This is a genomic window from Kineobactrum salinum, from assembly GCF_010669285.1.
Lineage (GTDB): Bacteria > Pseudomonadota > Gammaproteobacteria > Pseudomonadales > Halieaceae > Kineobactrum > Kineobactrum salinum.
Genome location: NZ_CP048711.1, coordinates 191,867 through 215,615, shown reverse-complemented (window position 1 = coordinate 215,615; position 23,749 = coordinate 191,867). Strand labels below are relative to the sequence as shown.

The following is a 23,749-nucleotide window of genomic DNA, read 5'->3' as shown; positions in this document are numbered from 1 at the left end:
GATGTCTTGGGTGAGCGGCGGCACCTTTCAGGCTGTGCTCCTTTGATTCCCGACAACGCAGGAATCGTTCTGCCTTTGGCTCTGCAATCGCAATCTTAATTACGGTACGAAATTTGCATTGCTTTTCTCGACGACAGGCAATTGCAAGTTCTCGGTCCTTCGCTCACGCAAAGGGCCTGATAGCAGGAAACGGACGCACGGGAGATTAGGACATGCTGTCTGGCAGCGCACTGGAAAAGGAGTTTCAGCGAGTTCGTGCCGTTACCCTGCAGCTGTGTGAGCCGCTGGAAACAGAGGATTTTGACCTGCAGGCGATACCCGAAACCAGTCCCGTCAAATGGCACCTTGCCCATACCACGTGGTTTTTTGAGACCTTTGTTCTGAAACCGTTTCTGACGGATTACAGAGCCTGGAACCCCGCTTTTGAACAGTTGTTCAATTCCTATTACAACGGCGTCGGCGAACCCTTTGCCCGCGCCCGCCGCGGCCTGTTGTCCCGTCCCCTGGTGAGCGAGGTCTATCAATATCGGCAGGCAGTGGATCAGCATATTCTTGCGCTGCTGCACTACTGTGATAGCAGCACCAGCGATGTAGAGATCCAGCAACGCATTGAGCTTGGGCTACATCACGAAATGCAGCACCAGGAATTGATGCTGACGGACCTCAAATACTGCTTTTACGTCAATCCACTGAAACCGGTGTACCGGGCGGAGAAACCGGCGGAGAGCGAGCTGGCCTCGGGAGAGTCCGGGCGTGACGCTCCGGGCTGGCAGAGCTTTGCAGGTGGGCTGATCGTGGTGGGTGCAGTTGCCGAGCAGTTCTGTTTTGACAATGAAACACCCAGTCACCGCCAGTTTCTGGAGCCCTTTGCGCTCGCTGAATCCCTTGTCACCAACGGTGAGTATCGCAAGTTCGTTGAAGACGGAGGCTACCAACGCGCTGAACTGTGGCTGGCCGACGGCTGGGATACCGTCTGCCGGCAACGGTGGCAAGCGCCGCTGTACTGGCGTTTGAACGAGGGGAGCTGGCTGGAATATCGTCTTGATGGTGAACACCCGCTGGCTGAGCAGCGGCCTGTGTCGCATCTGAGCTACTATGAAGCGGATGCCTTTGCCCGCTGGTCAGAGGCGCGCCTGCCTACAGAGGCCGAATGGGAGCTGGCTGCCTCGGGTTATCCGGTCGAAGGCAACTTCCTGGACGCGGGAAATTTTCGGCCGCAGATGGCCAGAGCTGGCGAGCAAGGTATGAAGCAGCTGTTCGGCGACGTCTGGGAATGGACAGGAAGCAGTTATCTGCCTTATCCCGGCTACGTCGCATCCCGCGACACCCTGGGTGAGTACAACGGCAAGTTCATGAGTAATCAGATGGTATTGCGTGGAGGATCCTGCGCCAGCGCCAGAGCCCATATCAGGTCCACTTACAGAAATTTTTTCTACCCGGGCGATCGCTGGCAGTTTTCTGGCCTGAGGCTTTGCCGTTCCGTGTGAGAGCCCGCGGACAATAACTGTTTCCAGTTGAAGGGAGTATGGTAGATGGAGGATGCAATGTTGCAGGCCTGGCCGCGGGAATACCACGCAGCAAAGGACAGCCGGTTTCATTTTCACGACCAGCTTGGCTGTAGCGGGGATATGGCGGCTGAAATCATCGCCGGGCTAACCGCCCGGTCCCGCTACCTGTCCGCCCGTTTTCTCTACGATCAGCAAGGTGCAGCGCTGTTCGAGGCGATTACAGATCTACCGGAGTACTACCTGCCGCGAATGGAGCGCAGCATTATTGCAGGGCACTGCAATGAAATCTCAGCGCTCATAGGGCCGGGACGGGTGTTGATTGAGCCCGGCAGTGGCAACTGCAGCAAAGTGGAATGGATGCTCGAGGCATTGCGTCCGGCAGCATATGTCCCCGTGGACGTGACCCGGGAGCAACTGACCCTGTCCGCGCAGCGCCTGGTGGCGCGTTATCCGTGGCTGGAGGTTCATGCCATCTGTGCGGATTTTGGCAGTGATATCCGGCTTCCCGGGTCGCTTGCAGACCGGCCCCGCCTGCTGTTTTTTCCCGGCTCCACGATTGGCAATTTTACTCCTGCAGAAGCGATCGCTTTCCTGGCTCGCATGCGGCAGCTGTGCGGCGAGCACGGCGCATTGCTGATTGGTGTGGATCTGTACAAAAACGAGGACTTGCTGAACGCTGCCTACAATGACAGCGCGGGTATCACCGCGCAGTTCAATCTCAATGTTCTCAAGCACGTTAATGAGGTGGCAGGCGGCAACTTTGAATGCGACCGCTTTCGTCATGTTGCGTTTTTCAACGACAGTGAAAGCCGGGTGGAGATGCACCTGGAAAGCTGTGTTGACCAGACCGTTACCGTGGGCGATCACCAATTGGTTTTCCGGCAAGGCGACCGGATTCACACCGAGAATTCGTACAAATACACGATTGCCGGATTTCGCGCCGTGGCCGAAGCCGCGGGCTTTGTTGCGCGTCACACCTGGTGCGATGAAAACGGCTGGTTCAGTGTGCATCTGCTGGAGCATCCCGGGTGACGCCCCGGCAGTCGAAACGGCAAAGCATAGTAAATCTTGCGGACCATACGTAAAAATTACCCGTCCGCAATCGCAGTTCCGCTGATTGTTTCAGCACCGTCGCAGTGGAGCCATGCGCAAAGTTCGGGTACTGATCTCTTCGCCACAGCGCCCGGGGCTGCGTTGGAAAAACCTGAACCAGCGCCACCAGTCCTGCGTTATCCCGCCTTGCTCTGAACTTTGTGGCTGTAAGCTTCGGTTCCCGAACCTCGAGTATCGTCCGCCAGCATGGCCCCCCAGGGGAATTGGGAGACACAGCCATGGGTGGCATAAAACCTGCTTTCATCAGGCTAGCGCTGAAAACTGAAGGGAAAATCGATGACGGCAGACCAGCGGTATCCTGCATGGTGGCTGGAGCCGGGACCAGAGCAATGCTGCGGCTGCGAGTGCCACCTGCATCTGGAGGCAATGGTCTACTGCGCTGCCTGCGATCAGACAGTGTGCATGATATGTACTGTCGGCACAGAGAGTGTAGATGTCTATCTGTGCCACCAATGTGACTGTGATACCAGGGAGTCCTAGTGGCCGCCCGCGCTATCTGGAAAGGCGTAATTCATTGTGGAGATAGCAATATAGCGGTGAAGCTCTACTCGGCGATAAAAAGTCGCCCGGTACATTTTCGTTTGTTACACGCCCGGGACAAGGTTCCGGTACGGCAACAGCTGGTGAATCCCGAAACGAACGCGGTTGTACCCTATGCAGAGACTCGTCGCGCCTGGCAAACTGCGGAGGGCGAACTGGTGATGCTGAAACCCGAAGAGCTGGAAGCACTGGTACCCGAATCTACTCGCAATATCCAGTTGCGCGGTTTTTTCCCGTCCACCACCATTGACCATCGCTGGTATGACCGACCCTATTATCTTGGACCCGACGCAGACGGAGATACCGGTAATTATACGGCTCTGGTCGGCGCTCTGGAGGCCGAGGGTGTCGAAGGGCTCGCCAGCTGGGTCATGCGCAAGAAAGCCTACATCGGCGCATTGCGAGTATATCGGGGTCATCCCGTGCTGATTTCCTTGCGCCACGCCGATCAGGTCGTGCTCGGCAATGAACTGAGGCCCCCCACCGGCAGAGCGCCGGCAAAACGCGAGCTGGAGATGGCCAGAAAATTGGTGGCGATGCTGGAGAGTGATTTTGAACCCGAAGAGTATCGCAACGAATACCGGGAACGGGTGATGGATATGCTGGAAAGGAAACGCAAGGGTGGACGGATAGTCAAGAAGCCTGTCAAAGCCAAACAGGCTTCCCCGGATCTCGCGGCCGCGCTGGAAAGCAGCCTGGAATCCGTACGCAAGAGGGCCTGAGCCATGGTTGAAAATGACATACAGCGGCCCAGGCCATTCTGGTCAGGGGTGATTACATTCGGGCTTGTGGCCTTGCCGGTAAGTCTGTTTCCGGCCAACCGGGGCAAGTCGTGGGCATTGAAGATCGTCGACACCAACGGAGAGCGTCTGGAACGGGTTTACTTTTGCGAAAAGGAGCAAAAGCGTCTGTCCTTCGACGAGTTGGTCCGGGGCTATGAAATAGAGAAAGGGCAATTTCTGGTGGTGGAAGACGAGGAACTGCAGTCACTGGCGCCGGAGAAAACACAGGAGATTGACCTGCAAAAATTTGTTGCGCTCGAGCAACTCGATCCGGTTTATTTTGAGCGCGGCTACTTTCTCGTGCCCGACCAGGGTACCAGCAATGCCTATCGCTTGCTGGCCACAATCATGGAAGAAGAACAGCGCGCCGGTATTGCTACCTTTGTCATGCGCGAACGGGAGTACCTGGTGGCCATCATTGCCGAGAACGGCATTCTGCGAGCGGAAACCCTGCGCTTTGCGGATGAGATCCGGTCACCGCAGGAGGTGGGGCTCCATGAGTTGCCACAGGCCGATCCGGCTGTTGTTTCCTCGTTCCGCAAGACAATGTCCAAGTTGACGAAAAAGACTTTTGATCGTGACATGCTGGCTGACGATTATGGTCGTGGATTGAAGCAGGTAGTGAAGAAGAAGCTGCGCAAGCGCCGCGATGTGGTTACCACGGCAGAGGCTGATGCCCCGACGCAAAGCAATGTCATAGATCTGATGCAGGTGCTGAAAGAGCGACTGCAGGCACGGGGCAATGAATCGGAACCACACGACAGCGGCGGCAGCCACGCCCGGCGGAGCCGTGCTTCCTCCGCGAAAACGCCTGAAAAGAAAGCTGGCGGCCCGCAGTCGGCGCGTAAATCCTTGCGTACGATGAGCCGGAAGGAGCTGTATGCCTGTGCGCAGGACGAGGGGATAGCAGGGCGCAGTGCAATGCGAAAAGAAGAACTGATCAAGGCACTGGAACAAGTCTGAACGATCCCGGGAAGTCGTCGATGGAAAAGGCCCTGAACAGATACTCGCGGAAGCGCAATTTCGAGATCACGCCCGAGCCCGCCGGGGATGCTGTCCACCACCGGCCACGTAAGGACTCGGACGCGCCTGTCTTTGTAGTCCAAAAACATGCCGCCTCACAACTGCATTACGATTTCCGGTTGGAACTGGAGGGCACGCTGAAGAGCTGGGCGGTCCCCAAGGGGCCCAGTCTGGATCCTGCGGTAAAAAGACTGGCCGTGCAGGTGGAAGACCACCCCTTGTCCTATGCGAGCTTTGAAGGTCACATTCCTGAGGGCCAGTACGGTGCCGGTGATGTCATCGTCTGGGACCAGGGCGAATGGGAACCAGAGGGCGATGCACTGGAAGGCTACCGGAAAGGCAGACTCCGCTTTAGCCTGCGTGGCCGGAAACTGTCTGGAAGCTGGAGCCTGGTCCGCACCGGCGGCGGGAAGAAGGCAGCCAAAAAAGAGCAATGGTTGTTGTTAAAAAAACGTGATGATGCGGCGAGAAGTGGCGACGGAGACATCCTGAAGGAACGCCCGGAAAGTGTCGTGAGTGGCGCCCTGTTGAGGGACGATGAAGCTGTTCGCCAGTCTCCAAACCGCAAAAGTCCCAGGAAAAGGAAGGCGCGCAGCTCCCGCCCGGTATCAATACCTGAGCAGTTTGCGCCACAGCTTGCCACCCTGGTAACGCAGCCTCCTCCGGGCCACTGGCGCTATGAACTCAAATTTGATGGCTACCGGATACTGGCGCGCATCAGCGCCGGTGACGTGCGGCTGTTTACACGCAATGGTCACGACTGGACCGCGCGTTTTCCCGCTCAGTCCAAGGCACTGGAAGCCCTTGCACTGGGCGACAGTTGGCTGGATGGCGAAGCAGTGGTGCTGGACGCGAAGGGCATGCCGGATTTCCAGGCGCTACAGAATGCCTTCCGGCGTCATCGCAGTCAGGATATTGTCTACTATCTTTTTGACGCGCCCTTTCTCGATGGAGAGGATTGGCGCAACAGGCCACTGGAGGAGCGCCGGATGGCGCTGGAGGAGCGGCTACAGCGACAGCCGGCAGAGGCGGTGCGCTATTCCGAAACCTTGGAGGCGCGAGACTATCGTGACATCTATAGCCGTATTTGTGACATGTCGCTGGAAGGTGTTATTGGCAAGCGCGCGAACAGTCATTATACCTCCCGGCGCAGCCCTGACTGGATAAAGCTCAAGTGTCGCCTGCGTCAGGAATTCATTGTTCTCGGTTACACCGATCCCGGTGGCAGCCGGCCGGGATTCGGCTCGCTGCTGCTGGGGCTGCACGAGGCGGTCGGCAGCAAAGAAATACTCTACGCGGGGCGGGTGGGAACAGGCTTCAGTCAGGCTGCGTTGAAAGAATTATCGACGACCCTGCGCAAGCTGGAGCGAAAACGTTCCCCCGTGGCACACCCGGAGCAGGTTCCCGACCGGCGGGGAGTTCACTGGGTGCAGCCGAAACTGGTTTGCGAGGTCGAGTTTGCGCAATGGACTGATGAAAAATATGTCCGCCAGGCCACTTTCCTTTCCCTGCGCAGCGACAAGCAGCCACGGGAAATCACCTACGAGCCCGTGCTGCCGGCATCGGGACTGACGTCGCCACAGGACCAAGCCCCGCCACCGGAGGCGAGCCGGAGCAAGGATTCTGGCCGTGTCAACAAGAAAGCCCATGAGCAGGTGGCCGGCATTGCTATCAGCCATCCCGACCGGATACTGGATGAGGACAGCGGTATGCGCAAGGTGGAGCTCGCACGCTGGTATGAAGCGATTGCGGACTGGATCATGCCGGAGTTGAAAGGCCGTCCGGTGGCGCTGCTGCGGGCACCGGAGGGCGTGGGCGGGGAGCAGTTCTTCCAGAAGCATATGCAGGGTATGGCGATTCCGAGCCTCCGGAAACTGGATCCCGGTCTCGATCCGGGACATGCGCCGTTGATGGAGATTAACTCCACCAGGGCTCTGGTCGGCGCGGTACAGATGGGTTGCATTGAGTTGCATACCTGGGGGGCTACCAAAGACAGGATCGAACGGCCTGACCGGATTGTGCTGGATCTGGATCCCGACCCCGAACTGCCGTGGCGCTACATGATCGAGGCGACCCGCCTGTTGCTATCGGTACTCGACGATCTGCAACTGGAGTCGTGGCTGAAAACAAGCGGTGGGAAGGGCATGCATGTCATTGTGCCGCTGGCCCGTCACGCCGGCTGGGATACGGTGAAGGCCTTTGCGAAGAGCATCAGCGAGTTCATGACGGCCGAGCTGCCCGAGCGATTCACGGCCAGGATGGGGCCTCGCAATCGCAGGGGAAAAATCTTCATCGACTACCTGCGCAATCACCGTGGCGCCAGTACCGTGGCGGCTTATTCCGTGCGCGCCCGACCAGGACTGCCCGTTTCAGTGCCGATCAGGCGCAGCGAACTGGAGCAATTAAGCAGCGCCGCGCAATGGACTACAGGCAACCTGCAGCAGCGCCTGCGGCAACTGTCAGCAGACCCGTGGCAGGGCTACAGCAACCGACAAAGACTGCGCCAGAGTATGTGGCGCAAACTTGGCGCAAAGTCTCCAGGCTAAAATCGGATAAGCACCAGTTCCGCTACCGCTGACTCGTCCCGGGGCCTGGCAGTGACGGCGGGATTCCTCTTGCTTGCGACATGCACCCAGCATAAAAAGCCCCCGGACAACAATCGCTGTCCGGGGGCAAGCTGCGCGCCGCCGGGGGAAGGGGGGCAGGTGTGCAGCGGCGCACAACATGACTATACGACGGGCCGCCATGTGATTCTGTTCGGTTGCAAACACCCGCCTATGAATTGTGATTTCAGGAACCCTGAGCGCTTGGCGCTGTTATGTGCCGGCGCGTCAGTAGGTGTAACTGGACTGCAGGCCCAGCGGCAGCCCCAGGGCCCAGTAGCCGAGCAGGAACAGGGTCCAGGCCAGCAGGAAAGTCACGGAATAGGGCAGCATCATTGCAGTCACGGTGCCGATGCCCACGCTCTTGATATAGCGCTGACAGTACACCACTACCAGGGGAAAGTAGGGCATCAGCGGTGTGATGATATTGGTAGTGGAATCGCCGACCCGATAAGCCGCCTGGGTCAGATCGGGAGAAATGCCCAGCCCCATCAGCATGGGCACGAAAATGGGTGCCAGCAGCGCCCATTTGGCCGAGGCCGAACCCACGAACAGGTTCAGCAGCCCGGTCAACAAGACCACGCCGGAAATGGTCAGCGCAGCCGGCATGCTCAGCGCCTGTAGCAGCGCCGCACCTTTAAGTGCCAGCAGTATGCCAAGATTGGATTGGCCGAAGGCATAGATAAACTGGGCGATGAAGAACATAATAACCAGGTAGTACGCCATGCTCTGCATGGTTTTGCTCATGCCCTCGATCACATCGCGGCTGCTGGTGACCGTGCCGGCGGCGATACCGTAGGCAACCCCGGGTATCAAGAACAGCAGAAAGATCAGCGGAACGATGGAGGCCATCAGCGGGGCTCCCATTCCGATCAGAGAACCGTCGGGGCCACGCCAGGCAGACCCACCGGGCAGGGCGGTGATCACCAGCAGTGCGATACCGGCGAGCATGGCTCCCAGCGCAATGCGCAGCGCGCGGCGTTCGCGTACATCCAGCGTCTGCATGCCGGTGTCCGGTGTCTCCAGATCGGCATCAACCGGGCTGCTCGCCAGGCGCGGCTCCACGAAGCGGTCTGTCACCAGCCAGCCCAGCGCAACAATCAACAGGGATGAAGCGGCCGTGAAAAAATAGTTGTTGAGCGGGTTCAGAGTGATCGCGGGGTCCATGATCTGGGCGCCGGACTGGGAGATGGACTGTAGCAGCGGATCTACAGCCGAGGGGATGAAGTTGGCCGAGAATCCCCCCGAGACGCCGGCAAAGGCTGCCGCGATGCCGGCCAGTGGATGGCGTCCGGCGGCGTAGAAAATAATGCCTCCCAGCGGAATGACCAGCACATAGCCGGCGTCAGCCGCGGTGTGGCTGACGATGCCCACCAGGATGATGATTGGCGTCAGCAGCCAGCGGCCGGTTACCGACAGCATGGCCCGCAGCGTGGCATTGATGAAACCGGTGTGTTCGGCCACGCCTATCCCCAGCATCGCTACCAGCACCACGCCGATAGGGTGGAAATGGGCAAACGTGGTGACCATGGAGGAGAGAAACTTGACCATGGCCTGCGGCGCCAGCTGGTTGACTACCACCAGCTGCTCGCCACTGCGGGGGTCTATCACATTGTAGTCAAACAGGGAGAACAGCAGGGACAGTCCCCAGACGATAAACAGCAGGGCGATAAACAACACCGCCGGGTCCGGCAGTTTGTTGCCGGTGCGCTCAACGGCAGCGAGCAGGCGCTGGGTACGACTGGAGGTGGTCGATGGCTGGTTCATGCCGGCTTCTTCCCTGTGGCAAATAGCGCAGTGTAATGGCGCCCCGTCAATGAAACAAACAGCGAGCAGGGAAGAGCGGCGCTCAGGACGGGACGGTCGCCAGGTGGTCGTCGATGACCTGGAGAAAGGCGGCGCCGTATTTGTCGCGCTTGCGCTCGCCGACCCCGCTCAGGGCGCCGAAATCCTCAATGGAGCGAGGCTGCCGGAGACACATTTCCTGTAGGGTGCGGTCGTGGAAAATGATATAGGGAGGAATGCCCTGTCCAGCGGCCAGCTCGCGGCGGCATTCACGCAAGGCCTCCCACAGCGCCACATCCAGGTCCTCGGGGAGCGCCGTCCGGGTCTGCTGGCGCACGGCCTTGCTGGCGATGTCGCGGCGCAGCTCCAGGGCTTCCTCCCCCCGCAGCAGGGCGCGGCATTTGTCCTGCAGGAACAATGCGCCGAAACGCTCCAGGTCCACGCTCAGGTAACCGCGTGCGACCAATTGCCGGAATACCGAGCGCCACTGGTTGTTGTCCAGATCGCGGCCGACGCCGAAGGTGGGCAGACAATGGTGGTCGAACTGGAAGATCTTGTCACTCTCCACGCCCCGCAACACCTCTATCAGGTGATTGACGCCAAAGCGCTGGCCGGTGCGATAGACTGCACTGAGTGCCTTGCGGGCCGCTTCGGTGGCATCCCAGGTGGCGGCCGGTTCCAGGCAGCTGTCGCAGTTGCCGCAGGGTTCGGGCAGTTCGTCACCGAAGTAATTGAGCAGGGCCTGGCGCCGGCAACTGGTGATCTCACACAGACCCAGCATCGCATTCAGTCGTTGCTGCTCGGCCCGCTTGTGCTCGGCGCTGCCCTCGGAATTGTCCATCATCTGGCGCAGCTTGAGGACATCCTGCAGGCCGTACACCATCCAGGCATTGGCCGGCAGGCCATCACGGCCGGCGCGGCCGGTTTCCTGGTAGTATGCTTCGATGGTCTTGGGCAGGTCCAGGTGGGCGACAAAGCGTACATCGGGTTTGTCTATGCCCATGCCAAAAGCGATGGTTGCAACCACTACCACGGCTTCCTCGCGCAGGAATCGCGCCTGGTGCGAGGAGCGCTGCCCGGCGGAGAGCCCGGCGTGATAGGGCAGGGCATTGAAACCCTCCTGCTGAAGCCAGTGGGCAGTTTCATCCACCTTCCTGCGCGACAGGCAGTAGACGATACCGGCATCCCCGGGGTGTTCGTTGCGCAGAAAGCGCAGCAGCTGCTGTCTGGGGTTCTGTTTCAGCGCGATGCGGTAGCGGATATTGGGACGGTCGAAGCCGGCGATGAATTTTTCGGCCGCGCCCAGGTCCAGCCGGGTCACGATCTCCTGGCGCGTGCGCACATCGGCGGTGGCGGTGAGGGCGATCCGTGGTATCTGCGGAAAGCGCTCGTGCAGCAGGCTCAGCTGCAGGTAGTCGGCGCGGAAGTCGTGGCCCCACTGGGACACGCAATGGGCTTCGTCAATCGCAAACAGTGCAATACGGGCCCGCTCCAGCAATGCCAGCATACGGTTCTGCACCAGCCGTTCGGGCGCGATGTAGAGCATGTCCAACTCGCCGCGCAGCAGTGATTGTTCGATATCCTGGGCAGTGCCGGGGTCCAGGCTGGAATTCAGGTAGGCGGCGCGTACGCCCAGTTCCCGCAGCGCATCGACCTGGTCCTGCATCAGCGCGATCAGCGGTGAAATGATGATGCCGCAGCCGGGTCGGACCAGAGCCGGTACCTGATAGCACAGTGATTTGCCGCCGCCAGTGGGCATCAGCACCAGTGCATCGTGGCCGTCTATCAGACGCTGGACAATGGTTTCCTGTAGAGGACGGAAGGCGCTGTAGCCGAATACGGACTGGAGAGTACTGAGAGCTGCGGTCATGGCCCGGGAGTATACCGCAAACGTGGACCGCTGACTGCTATCTGATCCGTCCGGCGCGATATTTTCGTTGGCAAGTCATAGGCTCAAGTGGGTCATCAAATTCATTTGTAGCGAGGCAGAATTTGTGGTGTAGCCTTGCCCGCGCAGTTCATAAGCAAAGCCAGCGGCGTATTCCTTGAGCGGACCGGGAACGTAGATCTTTGTGGATTTAACCATTGGGAACTCCTCTTTGTTGACAATGGAAGGAAGAGTTTGTCTTGTTGTGTTGATCGGTGGGATTATGCCGAGCTATCGACCGCGGTCGTTATGAGGGGACATTACTGCTTGGGGCTTACACCTATATACCTAGTATCAATAAGTACAGTATAAATTTAGTTTGACGTAGCAACCCGCATCCTTAGGACGCGGTCACGAGTGACGGGCTCTGCCTGTTACGATTAAAAAGCTCATGTTAAATCCGAGGTTGAGTTGTTGCCACAACTTCAACCTTGGGTGAGGAAAGTGACATGAGCCGATTTGGGGAAGTTAACGCATGTGCTCTGGCATCGCCAGTACCACATAGTTTGGGTTCTGAAATACAGATTTCGGATATTAAAAGGATCTATATCCAGGGGGGGTTCAACTGCGTTCAGGTCTATAGCAGTCGATGGGGCTGCGCGGTAGTGGAGCTGAATGTGCAAGTGGACCATGTGCATCTGCTGGTAAAAGTGCCCCCGAAAATATTGTAGGGGGCATAAGGCAATTCCGGGTTATTTGAACCCGGATATTCATCCTCGTCAGAAAAATTCGTGGGCGGTTTCCGGTACCGGTAGCGCCCCAAGAGCATGATATAAAGCGGTTTCAGCGGCATGGTAGGTTCTGAATCCATAGGATTTTCCGGTAGTCAGGCTCGCTTTGTTGTTGAGACCCTCAACAATACCGCTGGAGAACTTTACAGAGTTAGGGGGCAGGATGCACCTCCTCCTGTTAACACGCTTTTCGCAGAATCTCAGCCCTTGCCGGGCTGTGGTTTACCCACAAATTTTCCTGAAGAGCCAGGAATTTACGCGTTCACTTTGAGCGATAAAACCAGAACGGAGATACGGCATTGATGATTAAATTTCCCGCCCAGACATATTCCTCCAAGCCACTTAAAGCCGGCGTTGTCACAAAATGCACACTGGCCTTTTCCATGGCGTTGCTCGTGCCGGCCCCTATTATGGCGCAGGAATCCGGCGCCCTCGAGGAAGTTTTGGTGACCGCCTCGAAGCGCTCATCCGGCGTTTCCCAGCACGACCTCGGTAGCGCGGTCTCAGTGCTGGGCGCGGATACACTGAACGCCACCGGCATCGTGGACATCGATGCCATGGCTTCACTCGTTCCCGGTTTGAATATTGAATCATTTGGCCCGGGAGACAGTGAATATATCATCCGCGGCATCAACTCTGCGGGGGAGTCGACAGTGAGTGTCTATTTCGATGAGTCACCGATCACCGGTCGATTTGTGGAGGATGGTGGCGGTAAGAACGCGCCACTCAAGCTGGTGGATATCGATCGCATCGAAGTACTCAAGGGGCCGCAAGGTACCTTGTTCGGTGCCAACTCTATGGGTGGCGTGATCCGCATCATTACTAACAAGCCCAACCTAGAGACCTTTGAAGGCCGGGTTGACACGGAGCTGGGCTTCACCGCTCGCTCCAGCGATCAGAATTACGACGTCAATGGAATGTTGAATATACCCTTGGTGGAAAATACTTTGGGCCTGCGCCTGGTTGCGTACAGCGACTCTACGGCCGGTTTCATCGACAACAACCAGATCGGTGTGCGCGATGCGAACGATGTTGAGAGAAACGGCGTGCGTACCCAGGTGCTGTTCCAGCCTTCCGATGTGTTCTCGCTCAACGCTAGCGTGACCTACCAAGAACTTGAGAGCGGCCATAACCCACGGGTGACCCCGGCTGGTTTCTTCGGCCCGGGCGGCGCGTTCTTTATCAACGAAGGGTCCGAGAACCCGCGTTCCGCAGCGCCGGGTGGTAAATTTACTAACACAGAGTTTTCTAGAACGGCGTGGGATGAAGAGCTATTGCTGGCTAGTATTACGGGGGAATACGATATTGGAAAAGGCGTAATCACGGCGGCGGCCTCTTATTTTGATCGTGAAATCCAACGGCATCAGGACTCAACGCCACTTAATACTACATCCCTGAGAGATTTTTTTACTGGCCTGCTGGGTTTTGACGTCCCGCCGGCGAGCGTGGTACAACAGCCGCAGGATCGTGAGGTGGCCTCCCTCGAGCTGCGCTATGCTTCGAGATTTAATGGCCCCCTCCAGACGGTGGTCGGCGGTTCGTTTCAGCACGAGGAAAACCTTTTCGAGAACTTTGTGATTAACGCCAACTCCGACGGTCTCCCGGTGGAGAATTTCATTCCCGAGGCGCCCACTAGCGTGACGGGGGCTGGCGAGCCTGGGGAAATCAACAGTATCTTCGGTCGATTCCTGGACGGAGAACGTGAACGCGTGGCTGTTTTCGGCGAACTATCCTATGAAGTCAGTCCCGCTTTGGAAGTCACAGGTGGCCTGCGTTGGTTTCGTTTTGACATACAAGAGAACCAGGGCAATACCGGCCCGGACTTCCTCGCCGGCGGTGGCGCGCTGGAACTGGACGGTGACGAGACCACTTCGACCTACAAGCTGAACGTGACTTGGCGCCCCAACGACGACTACACCTACTATGCTGAAGTGGCGACCGGCTTTCGTCCGGGCGGCACCAACGTGGCGTCGGGAACTGCTGCCATCGCTGGCGGATTCGTTCCGCCGACCTTCGAAAGCGATGAACTGCGCAATCACGAAATCGGCGCCAAGCTGTATTTACTGGAGAGGCGCCTGAACCTGAACTTGGCCGCGTACTGGATCGAATGGGACGACATTCAAGTGCAAACCGTTGCCGAAGGCGGTTTTAACTTCATCGACAACGCTGGCAAGGCGCGCGTACTCGGTCTGGAAGCTGAGGGCAGCCTGCACATCAGTGATCCACTGACCCTGAGCTTTGGCTTCAACTACACCAATGCTGAACTCACTGAAGATCAGCCCTTCGTGGTCGGTGGAGACGGCATCTCGTTTACCGGTCAAGATGGCGACGATATTCCCAAGACCCCGAAGTTCGTCGCCAACCTCGGCCTGGTTTATGACTTCGTCTTGGGTGGATGGGATTCAACAGCTCGCCTGGATTACTTCCATAAAGGAGACTCCAACTCCGATTTCAGTTCGCGTGATGCACTGTTGGGCCTGCCGAATCCCGATTTTCACAAGCTGCCGTCGATCGACCGGTTTGACGTCAATATCAGCTTCCAAAAGGACAACCTGACCCTGGGCTTATTCGTGCGTAACCTGACTGACGAAGATCTCATCGTCGACGTCGTGAGTTCCGACCAGGATCCCTTCGCTTACATCATGGGATCTCCGCGTACCGTGGGTCTTCGTTTGGGCGCGGAATTTTGATGGCTCAGTCCTGTTTGCCTGCCATATAGGCGAGTTTATCCGGTTCACGGGGCAGCGAGCGCCGCCCCGGTTCAATTGCCCAGCATGTGTTCCGCCGTGCGCAGGGCCAGCGCATGCACGGTGAATGTCGGATTGACCGCGCCGCTGCTGGGAAACAGGCCGGGGCCGGCCAGGAACAGGTTCTCAAGGTCGTGGCAACGGCCAAAACTGTCGGTCACGGAGCTGGCGCTGTCGCTGCCCATCACGGTGCCGCCCATGATGTGCATGGCGGTGTGCGGCCCGGCCCAGCACTCCTGCGCACCAGCCGCCCTGAAAATCGCCATACCTTCCGCTTCCGCCGCTTCAATGGTGGCCAGGGTGGGGGCGGTAATGTCGTGATGGCAGTGGGCCAGCGGCAGGCCGGCAGCATCCTTGTGAACCGACAGCGTTACCCGGTTGTCAGCCAGGGCGATGTCCTCTGCCACTGCCGCCATGCTGCCGAAATGCCGGGCTGCACGGCGCATGAAGGCATCCAGCGCAGGCCCGAAGATATCCGGGCGCGAGTTGGCGATGCCCAGCAGGTCGTTGGGTTTGACGGCACCGGCGATCAGCCACTGGTAAGAGCCATAGCGTCCGGGGCCGGGTTGTTTGTCTGCGTAGCGCTCCTGACACATCAGCTGGCCCCCGCTGACTCCCAGCGCCGGCTGGGTTTCCTCGGAGAACAGGCCGTAGATGAAGGTGGCCGGGTGGACCAACAGGTAGCGCCCGACCAGATCGTGGCGATTGCCCAGTCCCTGCGGGTAGCGTTCGCTGCGGGAGTTCAACAGCAGTCGGGCATTTTGTACCGTAAACGCCGCCAGCACTACCTGTTGCGCACGGATGCGATGGTTGACTCCGGCGGCATCCAGGTATTCGACGCCGGTTACCCGGTGCCCACCGGCATCGTGCAGCACCCGGGTGACAGTGGCGCGGTGGCGGATCTCGGCACCGGCGGCGAAGGCCTTGGGCAGATAGGTGACCAGCGGATTGGCCAGCGCGCCTATCGGACAGCCCGAATCACACCAGCCGTCGTACAGGCAGGCAGCGCGCTGGCCCTCCGGGCGGGCATTGATGGCCAGCGGGATCGGTGCCACACGCATGTCCAGTGCCTCAAAGCCCTTGCGGATCACTTCGCCCTGGGCAAACAGCGGCAGTGGAGCGTGGGGATAGGGGTCGCCGGGCGGCCGCCAGGGTTCGCTGGCAGCATCACCGCTGATACCCACTGCTGCCTGGACTCGGTCGTACCAGGGGCGTAGCTCATCGTAGTCGATGGGCCAGTCCAGGCCTCGTCCATAGGTCGAGCGGACCTTGAAATCATTCTCGTGCAGCCGCGGCCAGACTGCATAGTGATGGGCGGCGCTGCCGCCGGTACCCCAGCCGGCATTGCCACCGTGTCCCACCTTGAGATTGCCGTCCTCCAGTACCGGTGCCCCGACCACTTGAGTTTGCGGGCGTGAATCTGGGAGCTGACCATGTCGCTCAGCTGGCGCTCGGGACCGGCTTCCAGCAACAGTACCCGCCTGCCGGCCTGCGCCATGGTCGCGGCAATGACGCTGCCGGCAGCGCCGGCGCCGACGATGACCAGGTCGTAGCTGTTTTCGCTAGGGTTGCTGCTCACCAGGGCGTCTCCGGTTCGATATGGGGCATGTAGGGAAGATCGATGGCTTTGCTGCCGGCAGCAGTGCCGTAGACGACGTCGACCGCATCGGAACGCAATACGAAAAACACGAAGGAAGCGGGTGCTGCCTGCCAGCCCGGGGTGTCATCAGCGGCCAGCGAGGCCAGCAGTTGTTGTAGTTGTGCTGTATCCAGTGCCTGGCACGGGGCTTTGAAGCGCTGTCGGGCCAGCGCGTCGATGCTGCCCAGCGCGCCGCGATAGAACGGCAATTGGTCCGCTGCCGTGACGCCCAGGTATTTCAGCATCAGCAGATTGTCCTCGGCGCTGGCGGCCAACTGCTGGTCCAGGAAGTGGCTGATCCCGGCTTCGGTGGCACCGGGTACCAGCCCCTCTGCGACAGCTTCCAGCGTTGTCACTTCAGCGGCACGGAGCACCCGCAGCGGCAGCTGCCTGGCCCGGGCCTGGGACGGCGTCAGCGGCAGCAACCCCCGGCAGCAGCGAAGCCGAGCATCAGCCCGCTGCTTTTCAGGAATGCGCGCCTGGATTCAGACACGGTAGCGGGTCCTCTTGCCGCAGTTAGAAGTCATAGCGCAAACCGACACTGTAGAAGCGCGGAGTCCGGTAGGCGACTTCGTTGCAGCCGCACAGCGTGGCCAGGTTGAAGCCCTGCACACCGGCTCGCTCGTCGGTCAGATTGCGCACCGCCAGAGTGGTGGTCCACGCGGACAACGGGCTCTCCCAGCTCAACTGGGCGTTAACCAGGGTGTAGCTGTCGAACTTGTCGGCGTCAAAATTGCGCAGGTTGTAGTAGAACTCGTCCGAATAGTTCACATCACCCTGAATGGCCATGGTGCCGCCAAACGCGCTCCAGGCATAGCGGGCGAGGGCGGTTGCCTGCAGTTCCGGCGCATAGGTTGGCTTCACATCACGCGGCGGCAGCGGCGAGCCGTTGCGCAGCGAGATGTCTTTCACCGTGGCATCGAACCAGGCAGTGGTGAACATCAGGTCCAGGCCATCAATGGGCGAGGTGATCAGCTCCAGTTCGGCGCCGTAGTTTTCAGCGTCGGCATTGATTACCACACCGCCCACGCCGACAAACAGGAAGGCCTGGTAGTCGGAATAGTCGTAGTAGAACACGGAGCCGTTGAGACGGGTCATGCCATTGCCGAGGGTGGCCTTGAAACCGCCTTCGTAGGATGTCAGTACCTCCTCGTCATAGGGCAGCGCCTCATCGCCGCCGGAGCCCAGGTATTGTCCCAGCACGAGCGCATTGAAGCTGCCTGCTTTCACGCCGCGGTTGACGCCGGCGTACAGCAGCAGGTCGTCGTTAGGGCGCCAGTCCAGCTGGAGCTTGCCGGTCCACAGGGTGTCTGAGGTTGAGTCCTGGAAAAAGAACGGCGAGCCGGCGCCGAAGGCATTGGGAATAAAATCGCCCTGGTTGCCAGTATGATTGCTGAAAGAGGGAAATATGCCCGATGCCATGTCGTAGTCTTTCTCCTCCTGCATCAAACGCAGGCCTGCAGTGGCGGAGACGGTCGGCGTCAGGTCGTACTCGTACTGGCCGAACAGGCTGTAGGAATTGGTTTCCAGCTCCGCCACCACGCCGATGTCAAGCGGTGTAGTGCCCCCGGCAATGCTATTGGCGGGCGCTTTGAGGCCGTTGTCCGAGGTGTTGTCGATATAGAGGTAGTAGAAGCCGGCCACCCAGCGGCTGCTGGTCGTCTCGCCGCTGAGGCGAAGTTCCTGGGTGACGCTGTCAGCGTCGACTCCGGCGAAGTTGGCCGTTTGGTTGACAGGGGCCGCGTCCACATCGATGAACAGCAGCTTTTCGTAGCGCTTCCAGTCCGTTATCGAGGTAAAGCTCATGCTGTTGTCGAGGTCCCAGGCGACCTTGACATTGATGCCACTGCTCTCGGTAAAACCCTGATCGTCGAAGGCAAAGTCCCCGGAAAAACTGAAGTCGTCACCGGACGGCGCCACATAGCCGAAGAAGTCGCCGCCTGGCACCGGACGCTGGTCCAGGCCGATGCCGCCTCCGGGTAGCAGCTGATCACCGTCAATTATATCGGCGCCGCCATCGCCGTCACCTTCGATGCTGAGGCGGGTTTCATCGGCCGGCATGTCGATGACATTGATCAGCTCGCCGTTCTCGACCACACCGATGGTGGGCTTGGACTGGAAGGGCCCGGTGCTGACGTCCGTCTCGGCATGGTTCACCGACAGGTCGATCTGCAGTGTGTCGCTGGGCCGGAAGGTCAGTGACAGGCGCCCGGCAATGGTTTCCTCGCCGCCCAGGTCAGCGCCGGCCCCGGGGCCCGGCGCGGGCAGAAAGGCGCTGTCGGGGTAGGTGTTTTCCAGGTAGGGGTCCTGGTCGCTGTAGCGCAGTGCAACGCGGCCGGCCAGGCGCTCGCTCAACGGGCCACTCAGGGCCGCCTCCAGGGTGTGGCGACGGGCTGTGATTTCGCTGTCGAACTGGCCGGTGGTGAGATTGACGTAGCCATTGGTGCGATCGAAGTCCGGCCTGTTGGACAGATAGTGCACCAGGCCACCGGTGGCGTTGCGGCCAAACAGGGTACCCTGGGGGCCCTTCAGTATCTCTACCCGGTCGATATCGAACAGCGCGAAGGTCTGGGCCTGGGCAATGGCAATGTAGCCCTCGTCCAGATACACGGCATTGGGCGCCTCGATGATGTCGTTGAAGTCGTTCTGGGTAACGCCGCGGATCGAAAACTGGGTATTTTGCCCTGCCAGGTTGCCGCTGGTGTGGACCCCCGGGCTGAAGGCGGCGATGTCGTAGCTTTGTTGCACCCCCATCGCGGACATTTGCTCACCAGTGAACGCGGTGACGGCCACCGGCACATCCTGCAGGTTCTGTTCTCGCTTCTGGGCGGTAATGATTACTTCTTCCAGCATGCCCTGGGCAGCGGCCTGTTGCATGACTGCCATGCCGGCAGCGATGGCCAGAGGTTTGTGCAAATGGCTGAAACGTTTCAATGTACGCATGATGATTCCCCTTCTCCCTCGTTTTTGGTGCTCAAACCACCTGCTCCTGAATGATCAGGTGGCTTGAGCACTGCTCTTTGTCTTGAATGGTTGGCGCAGTCCCTTGTGTTCCAGACGCGGTATCACCTCGTCCCGGAAGTAGGGGAATTCTTCGGCATAATCCACAAAAGACAGGGTAGTGCCGGCCAGCCCGGTCTGACTGAGATTTTCCAGTTGGTCGGCGATATGGTCCGGCGTGCCTACCAGTGGGAAGCCGCCGTGACCGGCAGCGAACCGGTCCCGGAAGCTGGCCAGGGCCTCCGGCGTGAACGACTGGGCGTGCATGCCCTGCAGATGCATCAGGTTGTCGACCGCGTCCCAGTCTGCGTGCTGGTTGGCGTAATAGTCCAGATAGTCCTCTGCTTCGCGCTGCGTGGGACGGCAGACCACCGAACAGCAGGTCAACACGCCTACCTTGCGGCCCTGTTCCGCGGCCTTGCCGGCCACATCGGTGACGGTGCTTCGCGCCTGCTCAAAATCGAATATCGGGGTAAACAGGAAATCCGCGTTGCGTATCGCAAACTTGCGGCCCTCGCTCGAGGCTCCTGCATTGAGGATGGGGACATGCTCCTGTACCGGTCGCGGATTGCTGTACACGCCCTGACCCTGGAAGTATTTGCCTTCCCAATTGAATGCGCGTTCCTCGCGCCAGAGCTTCTGCACGTAGTCGAACCATTCCTGGGCCCGGGCGTAGCGCTCTTCGTGGGCCTGCGGCAACTCGGCACCAAAGGCGTCGTATTCCGGTTTGTTCCAGCCGGCCACGACGTTCAGCCCGACCCTGCCGTTACCCAGCCGGTCGATGGTGGCGAGTTGTTTGGCGCTGACAATGGGGTGGTTGAAGGCGGTGTGCACGGTAGCGAAGATCTGGATGTGGCTGGTATATGCGGTCAGGCCGGTGGCCCAGGTCACGGTTTCCAGCACCCCGCCGTGGAAGTCGGTGTCGCCCCCGTAGCCTATCCACCTCGCGATCGGCAGCAGGAACTCCAGGCCGGCCTCATCACACATTCTTGCGAGCCGGATGTTGTTGTCCCAGGAGTTGTTCCAGCGCTCCTCTATCTGTGTTACTGCCATGCCGCTCGAGCAGTTGGCGGAGAATATACCCAGCTTGAACCTGTTGCCGCCAAACATTGGATTCGATGTTGTCAAGTACCCCCCTTCTTCTATAAGTCGTGGAGCAATTGTCACTGCGGATGTTATAGTGTTATATCGAAATTAACGTTTAATTTAAACTTAAAAATAGTGTTAATCAACCGGGTTTTGAATATGAACAACGAAAAAAGCAGTGTTGCCGCTGATTATGGCCCTCGCGAGCACTTCGATCGGCACTGGCACATGTCCACCGACAGTCACGAGATAGCCCTGAGCGAGATCGAGTTTTCCATCTTTCGCATCTTTACGGCATTTAACCGCTGGATGGACGACCTGACCCGTTGCTGCCAGGATGAAACCGAACAGAGCTGCAGCGGGATCGATTTCGCGCTGTTGAATCTGGTGCGCATGCACGACCGCCCCAAGAGTGTTTCGGAACTGGCGCGGCTGATGAACCGGGACGACATGCCCAATATCCAGTACAGTATCCGCAAACTCACCAAGTCAGGGCTGATCGAAAAACTGGGCACCCAGGGCAACAAGAAGGGCGCGACTTATCGCACCACGGACCGGGGGGTGGTAGCGACCAACCTGTATGCGAAGTACCGACGGGAGTTGCTGATTCCGCTTACACGGGCTATCTCCAACAGTGACGTCCGAATGGAGGAGGTGGCCAACATGCTGACTTTGATGTCAGGCATCTATGACCAGGCTGCCTGCGTGGCGGCCACGCACCGGGAGATCTGACCAGGGTATGAAGGCGGCTATGAAAGAGTGGGGCCTGCACTGTGCAGGTCACGAAGACATTGCAGGGAGAGGCAGGGATGAACAGCAAGTCGCAGTGGGCGTTCGAGGATTTGGTCCCGGGGGTATGCATTGAACTGCCCGCCTATGAGGTGACTGAGGCAGAGATACTGGCCTTTGCCAGACAATATGACCCGCAGTATTTTCACACCGATCCGGTGGCGGCCAGACAATCGCTTTTCGGTGGCCTGATCGCCAGCGGCTGGATGACGACCGGCATTTTCATGCGGATGCAGTGTGATGCCTTCCTTCTGGACTCCACCTGCATGGGGTCACCGGGGGTGGACGAAATTCGTTGGTTGCACCCGGTACGCCCCGGCGATGTGCTTCGCGGCGAGAGCCGGGTGACGGAAGCCCGCCCCTCCCGCTCGCGCCCCGACCGTGGGGCGGTATTCAGTGATGTGAGCATCCACAACCAGCGTGGTGAAGTGGTGATGACCCTGCGCAGCCGCGCGATCTTCGCCCGCCGGGAGGCACCCTGAAAATAGTGATTGACTGCGCTGGCAGGATCTATATACTCGGACCCTGCTTGATCGTTTTACTACTATTTATGTATACCATTTCGAAGTCACGCTGTTAGTACCTCGTCCCTGATTTCATAAGTAATTGCACAACCTCAAGCCCAACTGCCTTCCCCGGAGGGTATTTATCTCTACCTGAAATACAGGACAATCAGCATGGCAACTAGCACTGGCACCGTAAAATGGTTTAACGAAACCAAGGGCTTTGGCTTCATTGAGCAAGAATCAGGTCCGGATGTATTTGCGCATTTCAGCGCGATCTCCGGTTCAGGCTTCAAGACTCTGATCGAAGGCCAGAAGGTTGAGTTTACGGTAACTCAGGGCCAAAAAGGCCCACAAGCGGAAAACATCATGGTCGTCTAAGACCTTGATGCGTTCCTGAAAAACCCCCGGTGGCAACACCGGGGGGTTTTTTATTTCACCATGACTCCAGCACCGAACTTCGCTGGACTACGCCACAGCTCGTTGTGGCAGGTTGATCAATAACTTAGGTGAGTTCATCCTATGCCGGTGCTTTTCGAAACTTGACCCGGCTTCCGTCCGCTTGGCTCCCAACAGGCTCCTGGAAACCGCGTCTTTCCGAAACCGCGTGCATCGCGCCCTGTGGCGCGCTGCACTTCGCTGGAGCCGCCGTATGAACCGGCGCAGCGGCGACGACGCCGACCGCTTCCGCCTTCGTCCCGGTGCGCCGAAGCAGCGCGCCATGCAGCGCGAAGTCGAGATCGGCGCCAATCTTGTTGATTACGGCCATCGTGACAAAGGAGGTCGTAACAAGTGCATCGGCCAGTCCTTCGTCGGGCGCGGAGGCTTGCTTCACATTTTTTGCTTTTTCATCGTGGCCGCATGTTGACATGGTTCGCATTACGCATCAATAATGGATCGTAATGCGAGCTTTATTAATCCTGTGCTCACCAAAGGAGAGCCCGATGAAAGCTGCCGTCATATCCTCGTTCGACCAGCCGCCGCACTACGGCGACTACACTGATCCCGCGCCCAAAGGGCCGGGAGAAATGCTCGTCGAAGTGCTCGCGGCCGGCCTCCATCACGTCACTCGCGGCCAGGCTTCAGGCGTTCATTATTCCAGTAGTGGGGAGCTGCCGCTCGTGCCGGGTGTCGATGGCGTCGGGCGCGATACCGACGGCAAGTTGCGCTACTTCGTGCAGGGTCCCGGGCAGCTTGGAACGATGGCCGACAGGACGGTGATTGAATTCGACCACAGCATCGAACTTCCGCACGACAGCGACGCCGTCACCGTTGCCGGCGCTATGAATCCCGCGACGGCGTCCTGGCTCGCGCTGCGTTGCCGCGTGCCATTTCAGCGCGGACAGAAGGTGCTCATCCTCGGTGCCACCGGAAGCTCGGGAAGCATGGCAGTGCAGATCGCCCGCTACCTGGGCGCGTCGCAGGTCATCGCTGCGGGGCGCGACGAACATAAGCTTGCCAAGCTGCCCGCGCTCGGTGCCACGGAGATTGTGTCGCTGGAAGATGTCGGGTTGGGTCCCCTCGCGCACGACGTCGACGTCGTGCTCGATTTTGTCTGGGGAGAAAGTGCGATTCGTGCCATGGAGGCCGTACTCAAACATCGGGAGAATCGCGGCCAGTCGCTCACCTGGATACATATCGGTTCGATGGCGGGTGAAGTTGCTGCCATCCCGGGCGCCTTCCTGCGCTCTGCAAATCTCAGCATTGTGGGCAGCGGCTATGGTTCGGTGTCGGGTCGCCAGATTCTTAAGGAGTTGCCATCGCTGGCAGAAGAGATCGCGCGCGGCACCTTCCGCATCGACGTGAAGGCTACGCCGCTCAGCAATGTGGGGCAGGCGTGGTGCGAGGCGGCCCACACCAGCGAACGCATCGTCTTCACGCCATGAAAAACGGTCATCCGTCCTCCTTCATCGCAACTTGCGGGCTGGTTTTGCTGTTGGCCGCCTGCGCCAGTCCGCCGTTGCGTGCAGCGC

Annotated in this window: 19 protein-coding genes and 2 pseudogenes; 12 read left to right on the top strand and 9 right to left on the bottom strand. The window is 59.1% G+C overall.

The window, feature by feature from the left end; translation table 11 throughout:
- Window positions 1-212 precede the first annotated feature (212 nt).
- From egtB to ligD, 5 genes are all read left to right on the top strand, one after another.
- Window positions 213-1,487, top strand: a complete 1,275-nt coding sequence (egtB, locus tag G3T16_RS00965; RefSeq protein WP_163493442.1) for an ergothioneine biosynthesis protein EgtB — start codon at window positions 213-215, stop codon at window positions 1,485-1,487.
- A 45-nt stretch (window positions 1,488-1,532) separates the two neighbouring features.
- Complete coding sequence (gene egtD, locus G3T16_RS00960; RefSeq protein WP_163493441.1) at window positions 1,533-2,540, top strand: L-histidine N(alpha)-methyltransferase; 1,008 nt, start codon at window positions 1,533-1,535, stop codon at window positions 2,538-2,540.
- Window positions 2,541-3,100: 560 nt separating this feature from the next.
- Window positions 3,101-3,883 (top strand): non-homologous end joining protein Ku, encoded by a 783-nt coding sequence (gene ku / locus G3T16_RS00955; protein WP_163493440.1) that lies wholly within the window; start codon window positions 3,101-3,103, stop codon window positions 3,881-3,883.
- A 3-nt stretch (window positions 3,884-3,886) separates the two neighbouring features.
- On the top strand, window positions 3,887-4,906 hold the full coding sequence (ku, locus tag G3T16_RS00950; protein ID WP_163493439.1) for a non-homologous end joining protein Ku: 1,020 nt from the start codon (window positions 3,887-3,889) through the stop codon (window positions 4,904-4,906).
- A gap of 20 nt (window positions 4,907-4,926) precedes the next feature.
- A complete protein-coding gene (gene ligD, locus G3T16_RS00945; RefSeq protein WP_163493438.1) occupies window positions 4,927-7,512 on the top strand; it encodes a DNA ligase D in 2,586 nt (861 codons plus the stop codon).
- Between the two features lie 285 nt (window positions 7,513-7,797).
- Here the strand turns inward: ligD and G3T16_RS00940 are convergent, their stop codons facing one another.
- The 3 genes from G3T16_RS00940 to G3T16_RS00930 form a co-directional block, all read right to left on the bottom strand.
- Window positions 7,798-9,336: an AbgT family transporter gene (locus G3T16_RS00940; RefSeq protein WP_163493437.1), complete on the bottom strand. Its 1,539-nt coding sequence runs from the start codon at window positions 9,334-9,336 to the stop codon at window positions 7,798-7,800.
- Window positions 9,337-9,418: 82 nt separating this feature from the next.
- Window positions 9,419-11,224 (bottom strand): DNA helicase RecQ, encoded by a 1,806-nt coding sequence (recQ, locus tag G3T16_RS00935; protein ID WP_163493436.1) that lies wholly within the window; start codon window positions 11,222-11,224, stop codon window positions 9,419-9,421.
- Window positions 11,225-11,299: 75 nt separating this feature from the next.
- Window positions 11,300-11,440 carry a hypothetical protein gene (locus G3T16_RS00930; RefSeq protein WP_163493435.1) on the bottom strand — a complete coding sequence of 47 codons (141 nt, stop codon included), beginning with the start codon at window positions 11,438-11,440 and terminating at the stop codon, window positions 11,300-11,302.
- A gap of 300 nt (window positions 11,441-11,740) precedes the next feature.
- On the opposite strand from G3T16_RS00930, the pseudogene tnpA reads away from it, so the two are divergent.
- Window positions 11,741-11,946, top strand: a pseudogene (tnpA, locus tag G3T16_RS00925) (IS200/IS605 family transposase); the annotation flags it as partial.
- Window positions 11,947-12,000: 54 nt separating this feature from the next.
- On the opposite strand, the gene G3T16_RS00920 reads toward tnpA, so the two are convergent.
- On the bottom strand, window positions 12,001-12,174 hold the full coding sequence (locus G3T16_RS00920) for a transposase (protein WP_408610764.1): 174 nt from the start codon (window positions 12,172-12,174) through the stop codon (window positions 12,001-12,003).
- Between the two features lie 140 nt (window positions 12,175-12,314).
- Between G3T16_RS00920 and G3T16_RS00915 the strand changes: the two genes are divergently transcribed.
- Window positions 12,315-14,702: a TonB-dependent receptor gene (locus G3T16_RS00915; RefSeq protein WP_232059420.1), complete on the top strand. Its 2,388-nt coding sequence runs from the start codon at window positions 12,315-12,317 to the stop codon at window positions 14,700-14,702.
- A gap of 71 nt (window positions 14,703-14,773) precedes the next feature.
- On the opposite strand, the gene G3T16_RS00910 is transcribed toward G3T16_RS00915, so the two are convergent.
- The 5 genes and pseudogenes from G3T16_RS00910 to G3T16_RS00895 all read right to left on the bottom strand — a co-directional run bounded on the left by G3T16_RS00910 (window position 14,774) and on the right by G3T16_RS00895 (window position 20,508).
- On the bottom strand, window positions 14,774-16,159 hold the full coding sequence (locus tag G3T16_RS00910; protein ID WP_232059208.1) for a GMC oxidoreductase: 1,386 nt from the start codon (window positions 16,157-16,159) through the stop codon (window positions 14,774-14,776).
- Between the two features lie 92 nt (window positions 16,160-16,251).
- Window positions 16,252-16,338 (bottom strand): annotated as a pseudogene (locus tag G3T16_RS21470) (hypothetical protein); the annotation flags it as partial.
- On the bottom strand, window positions 16,335-16,823 hold the full coding sequence (locus G3T16_RS00905; protein WP_163493432.1) for a gluconate 2-dehydrogenase subunit 3 family protein: 489 nt from the start codon (window positions 16,821-16,823) through the stop codon (window positions 16,335-16,337). The pseudogene G3T16_RS21470 and the gene G3T16_RS00905, both read right to left, overlap by 4 nt.
- A gap of 91 nt (window positions 16,824-16,914) precedes the next feature.
- Window positions 16,915-19,341 (bottom strand): TonB-dependent receptor, encoded by a 2,427-nt coding sequence (locus G3T16_RS00900; RefSeq protein ID WP_232059207.1) that lies wholly within the window; start codon window positions 19,339-19,341, stop codon window positions 16,915-16,917.
- A 54-nt stretch (window positions 19,342-19,395) separates the two neighbouring features.
- On the bottom strand, window positions 19,396-20,508 hold the full coding sequence (locus G3T16_RS00895) for an LLM class flavin-dependent oxidoreductase (protein ID WP_163496904.1): 1,113 nt from the start codon (window positions 20,506-20,508) through the stop codon (window positions 19,396-19,398).
- Between the two features lie 135 nt (window positions 20,509-20,643).
- On the opposite strand from G3T16_RS00895, the gene G3T16_RS00890 reads away from it, so the two are divergent.
- The 5 genes from G3T16_RS00890 to G3T16_RS00870 all read left to right on the top strand — a co-directional run bounded on the left by G3T16_RS00890 (window position 20,644) and on the right by G3T16_RS00870 (window position 23,662).
- Window positions 20,644-21,216 carry a winged helix DNA-binding protein gene (locus tag G3T16_RS00890; RefSeq protein ID WP_163493431.1) on the top strand — a complete coding sequence of 191 codons (573 nt, stop codon included), beginning with the start codon at window positions 20,644-20,646 and terminating at the stop codon, window positions 21,214-21,216.
- 77 nt (window positions 21,217-21,293) lie between these two features.
- Window positions 21,294-21,755: a MaoC family dehydratase gene (locus G3T16_RS00885; protein ID WP_163493430.1), complete on the top strand. Its 462-nt coding sequence runs from the start codon at window positions 21,294-21,296 to the stop codon at window positions 21,753-21,755.
- 195 nt (window positions 21,756-21,950) lie between these two features.
- Entirely contained in the window at window positions 21,951-22,157 is a 207-nt protein-coding gene (locus tag G3T16_RS00880; protein ID WP_163493429.1) for a cold-shock protein, read from the top strand.
- A 271-nt stretch (window positions 22,158-22,428) separates the two neighbouring features.
- Window positions 22,429-22,644 (top strand): hypothetical protein, encoded by a 216-nt coding sequence (locus tag G3T16_RS00875; RefSeq protein WP_163493296.1) that lies wholly within the window; start codon window positions 22,429-22,431, stop codon window positions 22,642-22,644.
- A 76-nt stretch (window positions 22,645-22,720) separates the two neighbouring features.
- Window positions 22,721-23,662, top strand: a complete 942-nt coding sequence (locus G3T16_RS00870) for a quinone oxidoreductase family protein (RefSeq protein ID WP_163493428.1) — start codon at window positions 22,721-22,723, stop codon at window positions 23,660-23,662.
- Window positions 23,663-23,749: the final 87 nt, after the last annotated feature.